The organism is Pseudoalteromonas sp. SR45-6, from assembly GCF_014163545.1.
GTDB classification, from domain to species: domain Bacteria; phylum Pseudomonadota; class Gammaproteobacteria; order Enterobacterales; family Alteromonadaceae; genus Pseudoalteromonas; species Pseudoalteromonas rhizosphaerae.
Map to the genome: position 1 here is coordinate 1 of NZ_JACJDM010000071.1, position 20,827 is coordinate 20,827.

The window sequence follows — 20,827 nt, forward strand, 5'->3', positions numbered from 1 at the left end:
GTTTGTAAAAACTCTACAGCTTTGATTATCACTTCGCGGAGCGCTTTTTCTTTAGGGGTGTTTGACCAGCCACTTAAATTACCACCGACTAAAGCACCACCAAAATTAGTTGCCGCACTGGTAAAATCAAAATCTTTGCTGCCTCCTTCGACGCTGGTGGCTGCTAAAATACGTGAGGTGCGAGTATCGATAAGGCGTAAATCAATCGCCATATGCGAGCCTGAAAAACCTGCCGATACTGAGCTAAACACATCACCTATAAAACCGCCAGTACCAACACTGGCACCTGAGCTGTCGTCATCAAATTCAGTTACTGCTGCTACCACAACTATTTCGGCTCCTTCAATTTCACCGTAAGCTGCCCCTGATGCTGCGCTAACACGACCTGAAGCCGCTAGATCTTGCTCAGATAACACTGCATCTAACGCTTGGCGTTCAAGTACGATAAAGCGATTGGTGCCTACCAAAGCTGTGGTGAGTTGGTCGGCCATGCCTTCACCTATTTCTTTTCGCCACCAATGAGAGTCATTCGATTTATCGGTAAAGCGTGCCACGGCAATACGCGCTTTTGGACCATTATATTGTTGTTGGGCGACTTCATTAATGTTTGGTGAATCTTGGTTTGAAGTGACCTTGGTTGAAGTACTTTGGCAAGCGCTAAGACTGCTAGCAACGAGGGTTGCCAACAGTACTTTTTTAGTTGTTGTGAGCATATGATTTTCCTTAATTAATGTGCCAAATAGAAACAGTGAAGGTTTTTATTCTACAAATTGTTTTAAAGTTAATTTAAAGAAATCATAAGGTTAAAAATAGTACTGAGGCGAACACTTTGGTCACACAGACGAAGTTTTTGCATTCAGATTGGTTTTTTCTCTAAACTGCTTAGGCGAAACGTTATGCTTTGCCTTAAAGCAGCGAGCAAAGTAACTTTGTGAGCTAAAGCCGACTTTTTCAGCAATTAAACCTATGCTCAGGTCGCTGTCGCTAAGTAACTTTTCAGCATACTCTAAACGAGTATTACGAATATAATCACTGGGAGTTAAATTGTAGAGTGCTTTCATTTTCAGTTGTAAGGCACGTGGGCTTAAATATAATCCTGCAGCGAATTCTTCAATACTAAACGCTTCGTTGTGATAGTTATCACGGATGATGTTTTTCAGGCGCTCGGTAAATTGGTAATCTTTACTTTGTGTAAGTTGCGGATCGAGTACCAGCGGCGGAGCATGAGCCGCAAGCTGCTTTGCTAAGTGCCGATTAAGGACTGCACGAATACTCAGTAACCCTTGTACTCTACTGAGCAGTAATTGCGGCTCAAATGGTTTACTTAAAAAATCATCTGCTAGTAAATCAAGGCCTTTTAGTCTGCTTTGTGTATCGGCTTTTGCTGACAATAATAACACCGGTATATGGCTGGTAATGTTATTTGTGCGTAGCGCATTAAGTAATTGATAACCGTCCATGCAAGGCATCATCACATCGCTGATCACTAGATCTGGCATTTCTGTTTGGCAGATGGCTAAGCCTTGTTCGCCGTTAATAGCACTTAAGCAGTGGTACTCAGTAGCAAACAAAGTCAGCAGTAGTTCGCGCATTTCGTCGTTATCTTCAACAATCAGTAGCTTTTGCGAATTGCTGGGGCGGGTTGCTTCATTTACTGATGCTGCTAGCGAAGTTGCGCCATGCTCTGCTTCAGTCAAAGGCAGAGATACAGTAAAACAACTGCCTTTACCTACTTCACTTGTTAGTGAAATCTGCCCGCCGTATTGCTCTAGCAATTGTTTAACTAAAGCAAGGCCAATTCCACTGCCGTTTTGATTTTGTGCTGCAACACGCGTAAAGCGTTCAAAAATAATGCCTTGTTGGTGTTTTTCGATGCCAATACCGGTGTCAACAATCGCGATATGAGCCATGTTATTATGCACTGATAAGCTAATCTCAACTTGACCGCCTGAGTGGGTATATTTGAGGGCATTACTAACTAAGTTGGTAATAATTGACGTTGCATGTTCTGGCTCAAGGGCTATGCAGCAAGAGCCTTGGCTGAGATCTGTCATTGTTACGTGAATACCTTTTTGTTCAAACAGCACCGTGAAGTCAGCAACCAGCTGCTTTATAAATGGTGCTAAAGGATAGGGCGAAACGTAATGTATAGCGCAGCTGGGGCGTTGGCTTAGCTGTAATAGTTGATTTATTAAGGTCAGCAAACGTAGGCTATTGCGTTTGATCATCGATAATTGTTTTTGGCTAGCTTGATCTTTATGGTTTAGCTGCAAGCTTTCAAGTGGCGCGAGTATTAAACTCAGAGGCGTTTTTAATTCATGGCTAATATTATCTAAAAATTGACTTTTTAAGCGATTCAGCTCACGGGCTTGTTTACTTGTTTGTTCGGCCAGCTTAGCGCGGTATAGCGAGGCCGCAATAAGCCAAATAATAACCCCCGTGAGAAGAACATAACCGGCATAGGCAAGGCGACTTTGCCACCACGGCGGCACCACCGTGAAATCGAGCATAGCTTTAGCATTACTCCACTGGCCATACTGATCTTTTACTTTTAGTTGCAGCTGATAGTCGCCTGCGGGCAGTTGCGGGTAGTTTATTTGTCGTTGTTGTGCGTTGGTATATAGAAATTGCTTATCAAAACCAGCGAGTTTGTATCCATATTGATATTGTTGAGGTGCCGACGGGCTATGTAATGCTGAGAACTTAAAGCCGATCACGCCGACACCTTTGTTAAAGGAGAGTGTTTGTATATAGCTAATAAATTTCGCGGCTTGAGTCTCGTGCTTAGTGTATGGGGCAGTGGCTATCGCTTGATTGTTAATTAGTAATTCGGTTAACACAGGCTCTGGAGTTGTAGCTGCCAGCTGTAGCTTAAGCGGATCAAATTGATTAAAGCCGTTGATCCCGCCAAAAAATAGTTCACCGTTCTGCGCTTGATAAGCCGCGCCGAGAATAAATGAATTATGTTGCACGCCATCACGGGGTAAAAAATGCTGCATATTTTCAGAGCTGGGCTGATAACGTGTTAAACCTTGGTTGCTTGCCAACCACAGGTAACCTTTGGCATCCTGTTTAATGGCAAAAATATTATCGTTTAGCAGGCCATCATGCTCGGTGATTCGGGTTATCTCTGCCGTTGTTTTATTCAGTTTATTTAAGCCTCCAAAAGTACCCACCCACAGTGTATTGTCATCTTGCAGATGAAGGGCGGTAACCATGTTATGACTTAAGCTATTTGGGTTTGTTTGATCGGCTTGATAATGGCTAAATTCATTGTTGTTGAGGGTGAGTTTATTTAAGCCGACTCGAGTACCAGCCCAAATTGCATTAGCAACGTTATCGTAAACGAGGCTAAATACGGTGTTGTTCGATATACTATTGTGTTGTTCCGAGTGCTTAAAATGCTCAACGGTCAAGTTATCTGGGTTAAACAGACTTAAACCTTGATTGCTTCCCAACCATAAGTTGCCGTTCCGATCGCTGGTGATCGCATAAATGTTATTGCTGCTGAGCTGGTGGCTTTGCACTGTGAATGATGTAAAGTCATCGCTTTCGCGGTTATAACGCAATAAACCGCCACCATAGGTGCCAATCCAAATACGCTGCTGGCTATCTTCATGAAGGCTGAATATATTGTTGTTGGTAAGGTTGCTGGTATCGACGTGATAGCGCACAAAGCCGTCTTTTGTTTGTCTATTTAACCCGTTGCGAGTACCGACCCATAATTGCCCTTGCGAATCTTTAAGTAAGGCCCGGATAAAATCATGGCTAATACTGTTAGGGTCATCGCTGTGTTGTTGATGATTAAATTGATTTTGGCGCATATCGTAGCGTTGTAACCCATAACCATCAGTGCCTATCCACAGAATACCTTGCAGGTCTTGATACAAAGACAGTAAGTAATCATTAACAAGCCCATGACGTTGCTGTGGAAGGTGTTTAAATTGGCTAAAGCTTGTCAGAGTTGTTTGATAGTTGGGATTATAATATAAGCCTTGGCCGTAGCTGCTAAGCCAAAGATGCTCGTTATTATCGATTAAAATATCGCTTATCCATATACCATCTAGTTGTTTTATATCATTAAACTGTTCACTTTCTAAATCAAAGACACTAAGCCCTGTTTTACTGGCAATCAGTAGCTGCCCTTGTGGCGTGAGTTTTAGGCGCCATAGTTGCTTTTTACTTGCTGAAAAGTGGCTAAATTTAGCTGTTTTTGTATCAAATTTTATTAATCCTTCATTACTGGCCAGCCATAAATTTTGCTTAGCATCAATCACCATATCCTGAAAAATAATACTACCTTGGGTGTTTGGCGAGTAGGTAAAGTAGGCAGTTTCATGCTCGGCTACATTTAGGCGAGTTAAGTTACCATCTTCATGGCCTAACCATAAATTATTGTGTTGATCAGTAAGCATTGACCAAATGCGGTTATCTTTAATCGCTAATGGACTGTTACGGTTAAAATGAGTGAATATACCGGTTTCTGTATTTAGGGCGTTTAGCCCTTGTGTAGCTGTAGAAAACCACAGCAGATTATTGTCAGTGGTAACACAGTCGGTGATCCAATTACTCGATAGACTTGGCTGGGTTGGATGAGACTTAAAGCGTTTAAATTCATAACCATCAAAACGGTTGAGCCCACCTTGGGTGGCGAACCAATGAAAACCACGGCGATCAGTTATGCTGCAAGTGACAGAGTTTTGCGTTAACCCCTGTTCATTAGAGAAGGAGTCTAAATGTAAAGACAGTGCCAGCGCGCTGTTATGAAATAGCCATAAAAAACCAATAATGGCCGGATAGATAGTTGTTTTTATTGTTAGCACGTGCTTCCTCGTGCGTAGTAATATCCCTTGAATTGAAACAATCATAAACTGCTTTTTAATCAATGTTAAGATGGATTTTTCAATCTAGTGATGAGATTTTGACTTATGGGCATCTTTTACACTTGTGTTAATGAATTGCGTAAGTATAATAGGCATCCACTTTGCAGGGGCGTAGTTCCAATTGGTAGAACAGCGGTCTCCAAAACCGATGGTTGGGAGTTCGAGTCTCTCCGCCCCTGCCATTTTATCCTGTTTGTGGGTAAAGTCTGAGGTTAAAAATCGGTTTAAATAAGTCTGTTTTTAAGTTTGGATTTTAATGGATTAACCCTGCCATAGTGTAGGGTTGTTGTGTCTGTAGTTAAGGTAATAATATTATGAGCACGAATGTAGAAACTCCATCAAGTGCGATGGATTCAGTAAAGTGGCTTGTGGCAATTGCGCTACTTGCAGGCGCAGTAGTTGGTAACTATATGTACGCAGATCAGTCTGTGTTATTACGTGCTATTGGTGTTGTTGTTGCTGTTGCCGCTGGTTTGGGGATTGCATCACAAACTGAAAAAGGGCGTACCTTCCTTGCTTTTGCAAAAGAAGCACGCATCGAAGTACGTAAAGTAGTGTGGCCTACGCGCCAAGAAACTACCCATACGACATTTATTGTAATGGTTGCAACTGCGATTATGGCACTTATCCTTTGGGGATTAGATGGCATTTTATTCCGCGCAGTAGGCTTTTTAACTGGATTGGAGATCTGATCCCATGTCGGATGAGAACAACGAAAAGAAACTACGTTGGTACGTAGTACAGGCTTTCTCAGGTTATGAGAAGCGTGTTGCACAAACTATTCTTGAGCATATCAAGATCGAAGGTTTGGAAGATAGCTTTGGTGAAGTATTAGTACCTACTGAAGAAGTGGTTGAGATGCGCGCTGGTCAAAAGCGTAAATCTGAGCGCAAGTTCTTCCCAGGTTATGTACTTATCCAAATGGATATGAACGATAAAAGCTGGCACTTAGTAAATAGCACCGCGCGTGTTATGGGCTTTATCGGTGGTACGTCTGATCGTCCAGCACCAATTAGCGCTAAAGAAGCTGATCGCATTCTTAACCGCTTACAAGAAAACGCTGAAGCGCCTAAGCCTGCAACGTTATTTGAACCAGGTGAAGTGGTGCGTGTTGTTGACGGCCCATTTGCTGATTTCAGTGGTGTGGTTGAAGCTGTTGACTATGAAAAGAGCCGCGTAAAAGTATCGGTACTTATCTTTGGTCGTTCTACTCCTGTTGAACTTGAATTTGGTCAAGTTGAGCAAGATAGATAAACAAATTAACTGATTTATACCAAAAAATATATTGTTTGGTATAAAGCTTGAAAAAGGCCGCTGATTAACTTATAATCAGCGGCCTTTTTGTATTCAAAGTAAGCATTTCTTGGTTTGTATACAGAAAAGTGAGAAACCAATTTTTAAACTGGGAAGCCGCTAGAGTACGCGTCCTCGCGCGCACAAGGCTAAGACCCACCTAATGAGGTATTTATAATGGCTAAGAAAGTTGAAGCTCTAATCAAGCTACAAGTTGCTGCTGGTATGGCTAACCCTAGTCCTCCAGTAGGTCCAGCACTAGGTCAACACGGTGTAAACATCATGGAATTCTGTAAAGCGTTCAACGCACGTACAGAATCTATCGAAAAAGGCGCTCCAGTTCCTGTAGTGATCTCTGTTTACGGCGACCGTTCATTTACGTTCGACATGAAAACGCCACCGGCTGCTTACTTACTTAAGAAAGCTGCAGGTATCAAATCTGGTTCAGGCCGTCCTAACACTGAAAAAGTAGGCACAGTAACTCGTGCTCAACTTGAAGAAATCGTTGAGACAAAGAAACCTGACCTTACAGCTTCTGATTTAGAAGCTGCGGTTCGCACTATCGCAGGTTCTGCGCGTGCGATGGGCTTGAACGTAGAGGACTAAGATAATGGCTAAATTAACTAAACGTATGCGTACTATCCGCGAAAAAGTGGAAGCGACTAAAGATTACGAAATCACCGAAGCAGTTGCTCTTTTAAAAGAGTTAGCGACAGCTAAATTCGTAGAAAGTGTTGACGTTGCTGTTAACCTTGGTATCGATGCTCGTAAATCTGACCAAAACGTTCGTGGTGCAACTGTACTACCTAACGGTACTGGTCGTGACGTTCGCGTTGCAGTGTTCACACAAGGCGCTAACGCAGAAGCTGCGAAAGAAGCTGGTGCTGAACTAGTAGGTATGGAAGATCTTGCTGAGCTAGTTAAGAAAGGCGAGATGAACTTTGACGTTGTTGTTGCATCACCAGACGCTATGCGTGTTGTTGGTCAACTAGGTCAAATCTTAGGCCCACGTGGTCTAATGCCAAACCCTAAAACTGGTACTGTAACACCTAACGTTGCAGAAGCAGTTAAAAATGCTAAAGCTGGTCAAGTGCGTTACCGCAATGACAAAAATGGTATCATCCATACTACTATTGGTAAGGTTGATTTCACAGTTGAGCAACTTCAACAAAACCTTGAGTCGCTAATTGTTGCGCTTAAGAAGGCTAAGCCTTCACAAGCAAAAGGTGTTTACGTTAAGAAAGTAACCATCTCTACAACAATGGGCGCAGGTGTTTCTGTTGACCAAAGCACTTTAACAACAACTGTTGTTTAATTGAGTGTTTACATGGCGTGAAATTTATACTATAATTTTGCGCCATTTTGTTGAGAAATTTTGTTTTCTCAACAAGTAAAGAATTCGGGTTGAAGTCCATAATTTCGGTGCGCCTTCGGGCAAAACGATAAATTGGGCTTCCGTCCAAGACCGTAGGTGGCTTCGGCCTTAATATTCACCTACGTAGACGGTGTGAATCCCCAGATAGATTTTTCCTAATCTTCTGGCTCTCGCCGTAAAAAGCATCTCTATCTTGTTTGGTAGGGAAGAGTAGAACAGGGAAGCCGATGTACGGTAACCCATTAAACCAGGAGTAACACCCATGGCTTTAAATCTTCAAGGCAAAAAAGCAATTGTTGCTGAAGTCAACGAAGCAGCCAATGGTGCTCTATCTGCAGTTGTTGCAGATTCTCGTGGTGTAACAGTTGGCGCAATCACTGCCCTTCGTAAAGAAGCTCGTGCAAATGGTGTTTGGATGAAAGTTGTCCGTAACACTTTAGCAAAACGTGCTCTTGAAGGAACACAGTTTGAGTGCCTTTCTGATTCATTTGTTGGTCCAAGCTTAATCGCTTTCTCATCAGAGCACCCAGGTGCTGCTGCGCGTATCTTTTCTGCTTTTGCAAAGAAGAACGAGAAATTTGAGCTTAAAACGGCCGCTTTTGAAGGAAATGTTGTTGATGCAGCAATGCTTGCTACATTACCTACATACGACGAAGCTGTTGCACGCTTAATGAGCGCTATGAAAGAAGCGTCTGCTGGCAAATTGTGTAAAACAATTGAAGCAGTACGTGTACAGAAAGAAGAGCAAGCTGCTTAATTTTAAGCTGTTTAATCAATCTTTCGGTGTAAAATTTTTTTGGACCTAGAGTCCGTTAATTATTAGGAAATTTGTAATGTCTGTAACTAAAGACCAAATCCTTGACGCAATTGCTGAAATGTCAGTAATGGACGTTGTTGCTCTTGTTGAAGCAATGGAAGAAAAATTCGGCGTAACTGCTGCAGCTGCTATGGTAGCAGGTCCTGCTGCTGAAGCTGCTGAAGAGAAAACAGAATTTGACGTAATCCTTACTGGCGCTGGCGCTAATAAAGTTGCGGCAATCAAAGCTGTTCGTAGCGCAACTGGCCTAGGCCTTAAAGAAGCGAAAGCTCTTGTTGAAGCTGCTCCTACACCTGTTAAAGAAGGTGTATCTAAAGAAGAAGCTGAAGCTCTTGCTAAAGACCTTACTGAAGCTGGTGCTGAAGTTGAGGTTAAGTAATTTAGCTTTTGCTAAGTTCGCTGTCTGAGAAATCAGGCAAGGGCTGGTGATTATTTAATCACCGGCCTTTTTGCGCTATAGAGCGATGTATTCCTATAGCTCAAATAAAATCTAATTTTCTCTTTACTTTCAACGCTTTATAGTTTGCTAGTGTTAAAGTGGGAGCTAATTGGAACAACAATTAAATGTTGTACAATCTTGGCTTAGATGCCAGTTAAGTCTGTTCTTACAAGAACAGGTCGGGTCAAAGATCAGCAAGCTGAGGAACCCCATGGCTTACTCTTATTCTGAAAAGAAACGTATCCGTAAGGATTTTGGTAAACGTCCACAAGTTTTGGATATACCTTTCTTACTGTCAACGCAGTTAGAATCGTTTAAAAAATTCTTAGTGCCGGACGCTGATGGCGATCATGGTTTGGAAGCTGCCTTCCGTTCTGTGTTCCCAATCAAAAGCTACTCGGGAAATTCTGAGCTTCAATACGTAAGTTATCGTATTGGTGAGCCAGTTTTCGATGTAAAAGAATGTCAAATTCGCGGTGTGACTTATTCTGCTCCACTTCGCGTAAAACTACGCCTTGTGGTGATGGATAAAGAAGCGCCAGGCACAGTTAAAGACATTAAAGAGCAAGAAGTTTACATGGGCGAAATTCCGCTCATGACCGATACCGGTACTTTTGTAATCAATGGTACAGAGCGTGTTATCGTTTCTCAGCTACACCGTAGCCCTGGTGTATTCTTTGATAACGACCGCGGTAAAACTCACTCATCAGGTAAAGTGCTTTATAACGCACGTGTTATCCCATACCGTGGTTCATGGTTAGATTTTGAGTTTGATGCAAAAGATAACTTATATGTACGTATTGACCGTCGTCGTAAATTACCGGCGTCAATCATGTTGCGTGCACTTGAGTACACGACAGAAGAGATCTTAAACATCTTCTTCGAAACCACTGCGTTTGAAGTAACTGACGGTAAAGTTCTTATGGAACTTGTGCCATCACGTTTACGTGGTGAAACCGCTGCCTTTGATATAAAAAGTGAAGACGGTGAAGTGTTCGTTGAGTCTGGCCGTCGTGTAACAGCGCGTCATATCAAGAGCATTGAGAAAAAAGGCATTAGCCATTTAGAAGTACCCCATGAGTATATCATTGGCCGTGTAATTGCTAGAAACTACGTTGATGAGTCAACGGGTGAAGTGATTGCAAACGCGAATGATGAATTAACTTTAGAGTTAATGGCTGAATTGGTTAAAGCAGGTCACACTAAAATTGATACTCTATATATCAATGAAGTGGACAGCGGTGCATATATTTCTGATACTTTACGTATTGATTCAAGCACTAACCGCTTAGAAGCACTAGTAGAAATTTATCGCATGATGCGCCCAGGCGAGCCACCGACGAAAGACGCGGCTGAAGCCTTATTTGAGAACTTGTTCTTCTCTGAAGAACGTTATGACTTATCTACTGTAGGTCGTATGAAGTTCAATAGCCGTGTTGGTTATGACACTGACACAGGCCCAGGCACATTAAGCAAAGAAGACATCGTGTCTGTTATGAAAGTATTAATTTCTATTCGTAACGGTCAAGGCGATGTTGATGATATCGACCACTTAGGCAACCGTCGTATTCGTAGTGTTGGCGAAATGGCTGAGAATCAGTTCCGTGTAGGTTTAGTACGTGTAGAGCGTGCGGTACGTGAGCGTTTAAGCTTAGGTGACCTAGATGCGATCATGCCACAAGATCTTATTAACGCTAAGCCTATTTCGGCAGCAGTTAAAGAGTTCTTTGGTTCGTCTCAGTTATCACAGTTCATGGACCAAAATAACCCGCTATCAGAAGTGACGCACAAACGTCGTATTTCTGCATTAGGGCCGGGTGGTCTTACACGTGAACGCGCTGGCTTTGAAGTACGTGACGTTCACGTAACTCACTATGGTCGCGTATGTCCAATCGAGACTCCTGAGGGTCCAAACATCGGTCTAATTAACTCATTGTCTACGTACGCACGTACCAATGACTATGGTTTCTTAGAAACACCTTACCGCAAAGTGGTAGAGGGTGTAGTAACTGATGAAGTTGATTACTTATCAGCCATTGAAGAAGGTCAGTTTGTTATCGCACAGGCGAACTCAAACTTAACTGAAACCAATGAGTTTGTTGATGAATTAATCCCATGTCGTCACAAAGGTGAATCTACCTTTATGGGTCGCATGGACCAGCAATATATGGATGTATCACCACAACAGGTGATCTCTGTAGCGGCAGCACTTATCCCGTTCCTAGAACACGATGATGCTAACCGTGCATTGATGGGTTCAAACATGCAACGTCAAGCAGTACCAACATTGAAAGCGGACAAACCGTTAGTAGGTACTGGTATTGAGTTAACACTAGCGAAAGATTCTGGTGTAACGATTGTTGCTAAACGTGGTGGTGAAGTAATGTATGCTGACGCAAGTCGCATCGTTGTTAATGTACATGAAGAAGAACGCATCCCTGGTGAAGCGGGCATCGACATCTACAACTTAACCAAATACACACGTTCTAACCAAAACACATGTATTAACCAAAAACCAACTTGTATGGTTGGCGAACCGGTTACTCGTGGTGACGTGTTAGCAGATGGTCCTTCGACTGACTTAGGTGACTTAGCCCTTGGTCAAAACTTGCGCGTGGCATTCATGCCATGGAACGGTTATAACTTCGAGGATTCAATCTTACTATCAGAGCGCGTAGTTGAAGAAGATCGTCTAACGACTATCCATATTCAAGAACTACAGTGTGTTGCCCGTGATACTAAGTTAGGTCCTGAAGAGATCACTGCAGATATCCCGAATGTGGGTGAATCTGCACTAGGCAAGCTTGATGAATCAGGTGTTGTTTATATCGGTGCTGAAGTTAAAGGCGGCGATATCCTAGTAGGTAAAGTGACTCCGAAAGGCGAAACGCAATTAACTCCTGAAGAGAAGCTACTACGAGCTATCTTTGGTGAGAAAGCGTCTGACGTTAAAGACAGCTCATTACGTGTACCAAACTCTGTAACAGGTACTGTAATTGACGTGCAAGTCTTCACCCGTGATGGTGTTGAAAAAGACAAGCGCGCGCTAGAAGTTGAAGAAATGCAACTTCGTGACGCGAAAAAAGACTTTAACGAAGAATTCCGTATTCTTGAAGCAGGCGTGTTAGATCGTGCTCGTAAGTTACTTATCGCAGCCGGTCAAGATGAAGATAGATTAGCGTCATTGAATGCTGAGAAGCTACTAACTCAAAGCCTTGCTGAAGAAGATAAGCAAGCTGAACTTGAGCAACTAGCAGCCCAGTACGATGAGCTAAAAGCTGAATACGATAAAAAGTTTGAAAACAAACGTCGTAAAATTACCCAAGGTGATGACCTAGCACCAGGCGTACTTAAGATTGTTAAAGTATACCTAGCTGTTAAACGTCGTATCCAACCAGGTGATAAAATGGCGGGTCGTCACGGTAACAAAGGTGTTATCTCGACTATCGTACCAGTAGAAGATATGCCATACGATGATAAAGGTCGTACTGTTGATATCGTACTTAACCCGCTGGGTGTACCATCACGTATGAACATCGGTCAGATCCTTGAAACACATATGGGTCTAGCTGCTCGTGGTATTGGTGAGCGTATTGAAGAAATGATGAAAGAACAACGTGAGCTTCATGAGCTACGTGACTTCATCAAGCAAGCATACGAAATTGGTGAATCTCGTCAGTTCGTAGACATTGCTAGCTTCACAGATGACGAAATTCGTCGTTTGGCTGAAAACTTAAAAGGTGGTTTACCAATCGCTACTCCTGCATTTGATGGCGCGAAAGAAAGCGAAATCAAAGACATGCTTGAGCTAGCTGGCTACCCTCGTAGTGGTCAGGTTACACTTTATGATGGCCGTACTGGCGATCAGTTTGAACGTCAAGTAACTGTTGGTTACATGTACATGCTGAAACTGAATCACTTAGTTGATGACAAAATGCATGCGCGTTCTACTGGTTCTTATAGCCTTGTTACTCAGCAGCCGCTGGGTGGTAAAGCACAGTTCGGTGGCCAGCGTTTCGGTGAGATGGAAGTATGGGCACTAGAAGCATACGGTGCCGCTTACACTCTACAAGAAATGTTAACAGTGAAATCGGATGACGTGAACGGTCGTACTAAGATGTATAAAAACATCGTTGATGGTAACCATAAAATGGAACCAGGTATGCCAGAATCGTTCAACGTATTGTTGAAAGAAATCCGCTCACTGGGTATCAACATCGAGTTGGAAGAAAATTAAGCCAATTAGATGCTGCAGCTAGCCTGCAGCATCTGTTACGGCCGAATAGAATGTAGGGACGAAATCATCCGTCCTCAAGATTAACTCCGACAGGAGAGCTAAGGTGAAAGACTTACTTAAGTTTCTGAAGCAACAAAATAAGACCGAAGAATTCGATGCAATTCGCATTGGTCTTGCTTCACCAGACATGGTTCGTTCATGGTCATACGGTGAAGTAAAGAAACCTGAGACTATTAACTACCGTACTTTCAAGCCTGAGCGCGATGGCTTATTCTGTGCCCGTATTTTCGGTCCAGTGAAAGATTATGAATGCTTATGTGGTAAATATAAGCGTCTTAAACACCGTGGTGTGATCTGTGAAAAGTGTGGCGTTGAAGTAACACTCACTAAAGTGCGTCGCGATCGTATGGGTCACATCGACCTTGCGAGCCCAGTTGCACATATATGGTTTTTAAAATCATTACCGTCACGTATTGGCTTAATGCTTGATATGACGCTTCGTGATATTGAACGTGTTCTTTACTTCGAATCATTCGTAGTAACTGAGCCTGGCATGACGACGCTTGAGCGTAGTCAGCTATTAGGTGAAGAAGAATACCTAGATGCACTAGAAGAGCACGGTGATGAGTTTGAAGCGAAGATGGGTGCTGAAGCAGTATTAGACTTGCTTCGTGAACTCGATCTTGCGCAATTAATTGCTGAAATGCGTGAAGAGTTACCAACAATTAACTCTGAAACTAAGCGTAAGAAGATCACTAAACGTCTTAAATTAATGGAATCGTTCCACCAATCAGGTAATAACCCTGAGTGGATGATCATGACAGTACTTCCAGTATTGCCACCTGATCTACGTCCATTAGTACCACTTGATGGTGGCCGTTTTGCGACTTCTGATCTAAATGACCTTTACCGTCGTGTTATTAACCGTAATAACCGTCTTAAACGTCTGCTAGATTTAGCTGCACCGGATATTATCGTACGCAACGAAAAACGTATGTTACAAGAAGCGGTTGATGCGCTACTTGATAACGGTCGTCGTGGTCGTGCAATTACAGGTTCTAACAAGCGTCCGCTTAAATCTCTTGCTGATATGATCAAGGGTAAGCAAGGTCGTTTCCGTCAGAACTTACTTGGTAAGCGTGTAGATTATTCAGGCCGTTCTGTAATCACAGTTGGTCCTACACTTAAGCTTCACCAATGTGGTCTTCCTAAGAAGATGGCACTTGAGCTATTCAAACCATTTATCTATGGCAAACTAGAGCGTCGCGGCATGGCTACGACAATCAAAGCTGCTAAGAAAATGGTAGAGCGTGAAGTTCCGGAAGTATGGGATGTATTAGACGAAGTAATTCGTGAACATCCAGTATTACTTAACCGTGCACCAACACTTCACCGTTTGGGTATCCAAGCGTTTGAACCTGTGCTTATCGAAGGTAAAGCAATCCATTTGCATCCATTAGTATGTGCGGCCTACAACGCCGACTTCGATGGTGACCAAATGGCGGTACACGTACCGCTAACGATTGAAGCGCAGCTTGAAGCTCGTGCATTGATGATGTCAACAAACAACATCCTATCTCCTGCGAATGGTGAGCCAATCATCGTTCCATCACAGGACGTTGTATTGGGTCTATATTATATGACCCGTGACCGCATCAACGCGAAAGGCGAAGGCGCGATCTTAAAAGATCCAAAAGAAGCAGAAAAAGCATACCGCAGCGGTAATGCAGACCTTCACGCTCGCGTGAAAGTACGTATTAGCGAATCAGTTAAAAACGAAAATGGTGTAGTAGAAGACACTGTAACTGTTATCGATACAACTGTTGGTCGTGCAATTTTGTCTCTTATTTTACCAAAAGGCATGCCGTTTTCGTCAATCAATCAGGCCCTAGGTAAGAAACAAATTTCTGGCTTATTAAACGAGTGTTACCGTCGTCTTGGTCTTAAAGATACAGTTATCTTTGCTGACCAAGTTATGTATACCGGTTTCCACTACGCAATGAAGTCAGGTGTTTCAATCGGTATCGATGACTTAGTTATCCCACCGATCAAAGCATCAATTATCGAAGCAGCTGAAGCTGAAGTAACTGAAATCAACCAACAATTCCAATCAGGTCTTGTAACGGCTGGTGAAAAGTACAATAAAGTTATCGATATCTGGTCACGTGTAAATGAAAACTTATCACGTGAAATGATGGCCAACTTGTCAAAAGACACGGTTATCAATGCCCAAGGTGAAGAAGAAGAGCAACCGTCATTTAACTCAGTGTTTATGATGGCCGACTCTGGTGCTCGTGGTAGTGCCGCTCAGATCCGTCAGCTAGCAGGTATGCGTGGTCTAATGGCACGTCCAGATGGTTCAATCATCGAGACGCCAATCACCGCTAACTTCCGTGAAGGTCTAAACGTACTTCAGTACTTCATCTCAACGCATGGTGCGCGTAAAGGTCTTGCCGATACAGCACTGAAAACAGCGAACTCGGGTTACCTAACGCGTCGTCTAGTAGACGTTGCACAAGATTTGGTAATCAACGAAGACGATTGTGGCACAGAAGATGGCTTAACAATGAAACCGCTTATTGAAGGTGGTGACGTTGTAGAAGCACTTCGCGAACGTGTACTTGGTCGTGTTGTTGCTGAAGATATTGTGATCCCTGGTACTAATACAGTACTAGTAGAGCGTAATATCATGCTTGACGAAAAACTGTGTGATCTTTTAGAAGAGCACTCAGTAGATGAGGTTCGCGTACGTTCAGTTATCACCTGTGATAACGACTTTGGTGTATGTGCTAAGTGTTACGGTCGTGACCTTGCACGTGGTCATATCATCAACGCGGGTGAATCAGTAGGTGTTATCGCGGCACAATCAATCGGTGAGCCGGGTACACAGCTTACGATGCGTACTTTCCATATCGGTGGTGCAGCATCAAGAGCATCTGCTGAAAACAATGTACAAGTTAAAACTAACGGTACATTGAAGCTTCATAACGCAAAATATGTATTAAACACTGACGGTAAGATTGTTATTACCTCTCGTTCTACTGAAATCACTATCATCGATAGCCATGGTCGTGAGAAAGAGCGTTATAAAGTACCTTACGGTGCGGTATTAACAGTACAAGACAATACGGAAGTTCAAGGTAACGACATCGTTGCTACTTGGGACCCGCATAGTCACCCAATCGTTCTTGAGCATAAGTCAAAAGTATCGTTCAGCGATATCGATGACTCAAACACTGAAGCACAGACTGATGAACTAACTGGTTTAACCCGTGTAGTTGTTAAAGATCTTGCTAAGATAAATGCGAAAGAGCCGAAGCTTATCATCGAAAGTGAAGAGCGCGGTCTGCAAGAAACTCGTCTTCCTTCATACACTACGATTGAAGTAACAGACGGTGTAACGGCAAACCCAGGTGACGTGTTAGCACGTATTCCGCAGGAAGGTTCGAAAACTCGTGATATCACGGGTGGTCTACCACGCGTAGCCGACTTATTTGAAGCGCGTAAACCGAAAGAGCCAGCTATCTTAGCTGAGATCACCGGTACGATTAGCTTCGGTAAAGAGACTAAAGGTAAGAAGCGTTTAGTTATTACGCCAGCTGAAGGCGATCATTACGAAGAAATGATCCCTAAGTGGCGTCAACTTAACGTGTTTGAGGGTGAGCAAGTGTCTAAAGGTGAAGTTATCGCCGATGGTCCTGAATCACCACATGACATCTTACGCCTACGTGGTGTGACTCATGTTGCTAACTATATCGTTAACGAAGTGCAAGAGGTTTACCGTTTGCAAGGCGTTAAGATCAATGACAAGCACATTGAAACAATTATCCGTCAAATGATCCGTAAGTGTACGATCCTTGACGGCGGCCATAGTGAATTCTTAGCCGGTGAGCAAATTGAAGTGGCACGCGTTAATATCGCAAACCGCGACTTAGAAGCTCAAGGCAAGTTACCTGCTAAATATGAAATCCAATTAATGGGTATCACTAAAGCATCACTAGCCACAGAATCTTTCATCTCGGCAGCCTCGTTCCAGGAGACAACTCGTGTCCTAACTGAAGCCGCTGTAAATGGTAAGAGCGATGAACTTCGCGGTCTGAAAGAAAACGTAATTGTGGGTCGTTTGATCCCAGCCGGTACCGGTTTTGCGTATCATCAAGAACGTATGGCTCGTCGTAAGCAGAGCAAAGTTGTAGTTGAAGAGCAAACAGTAAGTGCAGAAGAGGCAACTCAAGCGCTAACTGATGCTTTAAACGCAGATTTATCTGGAAATCAATAAATCTAACTTAATCAATAGATTAGGTTTTTGCAAGGCAGTTATCTACTGCCTTGCTAACGGTTTAGGTTGACAGCTCAATCTTTGCTCATTAAAATTCCGCCACCCATTTACCTGCACGTTTGGTACGAGCTTGTAAATAAAGGGCGGATTTTTTTATTTTTTTCAGTAGTAATTTTAATTTCAGGAGCTATTTAAATGGCAACTATTAACCAGCTAGTGCGTAAGCCACGTCGTAGCAAGGTTACGAAAAGTAACTCAGCTGCGCTTAAAGCGTGTCCGCAAAAGCGCGGTGTATGTACTCGCGTATATACAACTACACCTAAGAAACCAAACTCGGCGTTACGTAAAGTAGCTCGTGTACGTTTAACTAACGGTTTCGAAGTAACTTCATACATTGGTGGTGAAGGTCATAACCTTCAAGAGCATAGTGTAATCCTAATCCGTGGTGGTCGTGTTAAAGATTTACCAGGTGTGCGTTTTCACACTGTTCGTGGTGCACTTGACTGTGCAGGCGTTAGCGACCGTCGTCAAGCTCGTTCTAAATACGGTGCAAAACGCCCTAAAGGCTAATTGTATTCCGTTAGTAAGGCCAAGCACTAAATATTTTTAATTATTGTTTTGGGTGATTGACTCGAAAGAGCAAACCTGAATAAACCGGAGATACAAAATGCCTAGAAGACGCGTAATAGGTCAACGTAAAATTCTTCCAGATCCTAAGTTCGGATCGGAACTTCTTGCAAAATTCGTTAACATCGTAATGTTAGACGGCAAGAAATCTACTGCTGAAAAAATCGTTTACGGTGCGCTAGATGTGGCTGCTGAGAAATCAGGCAAATCGCACCTTGAAATCTTTGAAACTGCACTTGAAAACATCCGTCCACAGGTTGAGGTTAAATCTCGCCGTGTTGGTGGTTCAACGTATCAAGTACCAGTAGAAGTACGTCCAGTACGTCGCAACGCATTAGGTATGCGTTGGTTAGTAGACGCTGCACGTAAGCGTGGCGAGAAATCTATGGGCTTACGTTTAGCTCAAGAACTTGTTGACGCTTCTGACAACAAAGGCACTGCGGTTAAGAAACGTGAAGACGTTCACCGTATGGCTGAAGCGAATAAAGCATTCGCACATTACCGTTGGTAATCTGTCCTTAACCTTTAAGAGGATTTTATGGCACGTACAACTCCACTTGAGCGCTACCGCAATATCGGTATTGTTGCTCACGTAGATGCAGGCAAAACCACCACAACAGAACGTGTTCTGTTCTACACAGGTCTTTCTCATAAGATCGGTGAAGTACATGATGGCGCCGCAACTATGGACTGGATGGAGCAGGAACAAGAGCGTGGTATCACAATCACTTCTGCTGCAACAACGTGTTTCTGGAAAGGGATGGACGCGCAATTTGACGCTCATCGTATCAATATAATTGATACTCCAGGGCACGTGGATTTCACTATTGAAGTAGAACGTTCTTTACGTGTACTTGATGGTGCGGTAGTTGTGCTTTGTGCTTCATCTGGTGTACAGCCGCAAACTGAGACAGTTTGGCGTCAAGCGAACAAATACGAAGTTCCGAGAATGATCTTCGTAAATAAAATGGATCGCACGGGCGCTGACTTCTTAACGGTTGTTGGCCAGGTGAAATCTCGTCTTGGAGCAACGCCTGTTCCAATTCAGCTACCAGTAGGCGCTGAAGACGACTTTAAAGGTGTTATTGACCTCATAAAAATGAAAATGATTAACTGGAATGATGAAGACCAGGGAATGACTTTCACCTATGAGGCAATACCGGCAGAACTTCAAGATTTAGCTGAAGAATGGCGCTCGAACTTAGTTGAAAGCGCTGCTGAAGCATCTGAAGAACTAATGGATAAGTATTTGGAAGGTGAAGACCTGAGCGAAGCAGAAATTAAAAATGCTTTGCGTCAGCGTACATTGGCTAACGAAATCGTCCCAGTTACATGTGGTAGTGCATTTAAAAATAAAGGCGTTCAAGCTGTGCTTGATGGCGTTATTGAATATATGCCTGCACCAACACAAGTGAAACAAATTCAAGGTATCCTTGAAGATGGTACTGAGGAAGAACGTCCAGCTAATGACAACGCACCGTTTGCTGCACTTGCTTTTAAAATTGCAACAGACCCGTTCGTTGGTACTTTAACTTTCTTCCGTGTTTACTCTGGTACTGTTAAACAGGGTGACGCGGTATACAACCCAGTAAAATGTAAGCGTGAGCGTCTTGGCCGTATCGTTCAGATGCATTCAAACTCACGTGAAGAGATCAAAGAAGTCTACGCAGGTGATATTGCGGCGGCTATTGGTCTCAAAGACGTAACAACAGGAGAAACACTGTGTGATCCGAATTCTATTATTACGCTTGAGCGTATGGAATTCCCTGAACCAGTTATCTCTGTTGCGGTTGAGCCTCGCACAATCGCTGACCAAGATAAGATGGGTATCGCGCTAGGTAAACTAGCGGCAGAAGATCCGTCTTTTCGCGTACAAACTGACGAAGAATCAGGCCAGACTATTATTTCTGGTATGGGTGAACTTCACCTTGATATCATTGTCGACCGTATGAAACGTGAATTCAGTGTTGAATGTAACGTTGGTAAGCCGCAGGTTTCTTACCGTGAAGCTATTCGTTCAACTGTTAAAGTTGAAGGTAAATTCATACGTCAATCAGGTGGACGTGGTCAATATGGTCATGTCTGGCTTAAACTTGAACCGATGGATATTTCGGATGATGAAGCCCCAATTTACGAGTTCGTTAACGAAACCGTAGGTGGCTCCGTTCCAAAAGAATACATCCCTGCGGTAGACAAAGGCATCCAAGAGCAAATGTCTCAAGGTGTGCTGGCAGGCTACCCATTACTTGGTGTGAAAGCGACTTTATATGATGGTTCATTCCATGATGTAGATTCGAATGAAATGGCATTTAAAATAGCGGGTTCACTGGCAATGAAACAAGGCGCGCTACAAGCAGACCCTGTACTATTAGAGCCAATGATGAAGGTTGAAGTACTCACTCCTGAAGCAAACATGGGTGATGTAGTTGGTGACTTAAACCGTCGCCGCGGTATGATCGAAGGCATGGAAGATGCGCTAGGTGGACTTAAATTAATTAACGCCCAGGTTCCGCTTTCTGAAATGTTTGGTTATGCTACTGATCTACGATCTGCAACACAAGGCCGTGCCTCATACTCTATGGAGTTTTTGAAGTACGCTGAAGCCTCGAAACATGTTGCGGACACAATAATTACAGCTCGCGCTGTTAAGTAATTTTTAGCTCGGTTTGGTCCACAGTGGACTGAACCTTTAATTTCTTTATAGGAATTTTTTAAGATGGCAAAAGCAAAGTTTGAACGCGTAAAACCGCATGTAAACGTAGGTACAATCGGCCACGTTGACCACGGTAAAACTACCCTAACTGCAGCAATCACTAACGTACTTGCAAAAGTATACGGCGGTGTTGCTAAAGATTTCGCATCAATCGATAACGCTCC

At 43.2% G+C, this 20,827-nt stretch carries 14 protein-coding genes and 1 tRNA gene; 13 read left to right on the forward strand and 2 right to left on the reverse strand.

Annotated features, from left to right (window positions below; translation table 11 throughout):
* Together H5158_RS20300 and H5158_RS20305 are read right to left on the reverse strand one after the other, a co-directional pair.
* Positions 1-713 (reverse strand): CsgG/HfaB family protein (locus H5158_RS20300; RefSeq protein ID WP_220491385.1); only part of this gene is annotated, 713 nt, incomplete at its 3' end.
* A 120-nt stretch (positions 714-833) separates the two neighbouring features.
* On the reverse strand, positions 834-4,823 hold the full coding sequence (locus H5158_RS20305; RefSeq protein WP_310736709.1) for a two-component regulator propeller domain-containing protein: 3,990 nt from the start codon (positions 4,821-4,823) through the stop codon (positions 834-836).
* 165 nt (positions 4,824-4,988) lie between these two features.
* Here H5158_RS20305 and H5158_RS20310 point away from each other — a divergent pair.
* From H5158_RS20310 to H5158_RS20370, 13 genes are all read left to right on the forward strand, one after another.
* Positions 4,989-5,065 (forward strand) — tRNA-Trp (locus H5158_RS20310).
* 132 nt (positions 5,066-5,197) lie between these two features.
* The gene (gene secE / locus H5158_RS20315) at positions 5,198-5,575 is read left to right on the forward strand and encodes a preprotein translocase subunit SecE (protein WP_016710555.1); all 378 of its coding nucleotides are present in this window, start codon (positions 5,198-5,200) and stop codon (positions 5,573-5,575) included.
* A gap of 4 nt (positions 5,576-5,579) precedes the next feature.
* Positions 5,580-6,137, forward strand: a complete 558-nt coding sequence (nusG, locus tag H5158_RS20320) for a transcription termination/antitermination protein NusG (protein ID WP_145238289.1) — start codon at positions 5,580-5,582, stop codon at positions 6,135-6,137.
* A gap of 216 nt (positions 6,138-6,353) precedes the next feature.
* Positions 6,354-6,782: a 50S ribosomal protein L11 gene (gene rplK, locus H5158_RS20325; protein ID WP_008108462.1), complete on the forward strand. Its 429-nt coding sequence runs from the start codon at positions 6,354-6,356 to the stop codon at positions 6,780-6,782.
* A 4-nt stretch (positions 6,783-6,786) separates the two neighbouring features.
* A complete protein-coding gene (rplA, locus tag H5158_RS20330; RefSeq protein WP_145238292.1) occupies positions 6,787-7,491 on the forward strand; it encodes a 50S ribosomal protein L1 in 705 nt (234 codons plus the stop codon).
* A 322-nt stretch (positions 7,492-7,813) separates the two neighbouring features.
* Positions 7,814-8,308 (forward strand): 50S ribosomal protein L10, encoded by a 495-nt coding sequence (gene rplJ, locus H5158_RS20335; RefSeq protein WP_145238296.1) that lies wholly within the window; start codon positions 7,814-7,816, stop codon positions 8,306-8,308.
* A gap of 76 nt (positions 8,309-8,384) precedes the next feature.
* Positions 8,385-8,747 (forward strand): 50S ribosomal protein L7/L12, encoded by a 363-nt coding sequence (gene rplL, locus H5158_RS20340; protein WP_064668694.1) that lies wholly within the window; start codon positions 8,385-8,387, stop codon positions 8,745-8,747.
* Between the two features lie 271 nt (positions 8,748-9,018).
* Complete coding sequence (gene rpoB / locus H5158_RS20345; RefSeq protein WP_182740769.1) at positions 9,019-13,044, forward strand: DNA-directed RNA polymerase subunit beta; 4,026 nt, start codon at positions 9,019-9,021, stop codon at positions 13,042-13,044.
* Positions 13,045-13,147: 103 nt separating this feature from the next.
* Positions 13,148-17,323, forward strand: a complete 4,176-nt coding sequence (rpoC, locus tag H5158_RS20350) for a DNA-directed RNA polymerase subunit beta' (protein ID WP_145238302.1) — start codon at positions 13,148-13,150, stop codon at positions 17,321-17,323.
* A gap of 195 nt (positions 17,324-17,518) precedes the next feature.
* A complete protein-coding gene (gene rpsL / locus H5158_RS20355; RefSeq protein WP_002958885.1) occupies positions 17,519-17,893 on the forward strand; it encodes a 30S ribosomal protein S12 in 375 nt (124 codons plus the stop codon).
* A gap of 97 nt (positions 17,894-17,990) precedes the next feature.
* Positions 17,991-18,461 carry a 30S ribosomal protein S7 gene (gene rpsG, locus H5158_RS20360; RefSeq protein ID WP_054206871.1) on the forward strand — a complete coding sequence of 157 codons (471 nt, stop codon included), beginning with the start codon at positions 17,991-17,993 and terminating at the stop codon, positions 18,459-18,461.
* Between the two features lie 27 nt (positions 18,462-18,488).
* Complete coding sequence (fusA, locus tag H5158_RS20365) at positions 18,489-20,603, forward strand: elongation factor G (protein WP_145238305.1); 2,115 nt, start codon at positions 18,489-18,491, stop codon at positions 20,601-20,603.
* Between the two features lie 63 nt (positions 20,604-20,666).
* Positions 20,667-20,827, forward strand: a 161-nt coding sequence (locus H5158_RS20370) for a GTP-binding protein (protein ID WP_246175643.1), incomplete at its 3' end; no start/stop codon positions are given.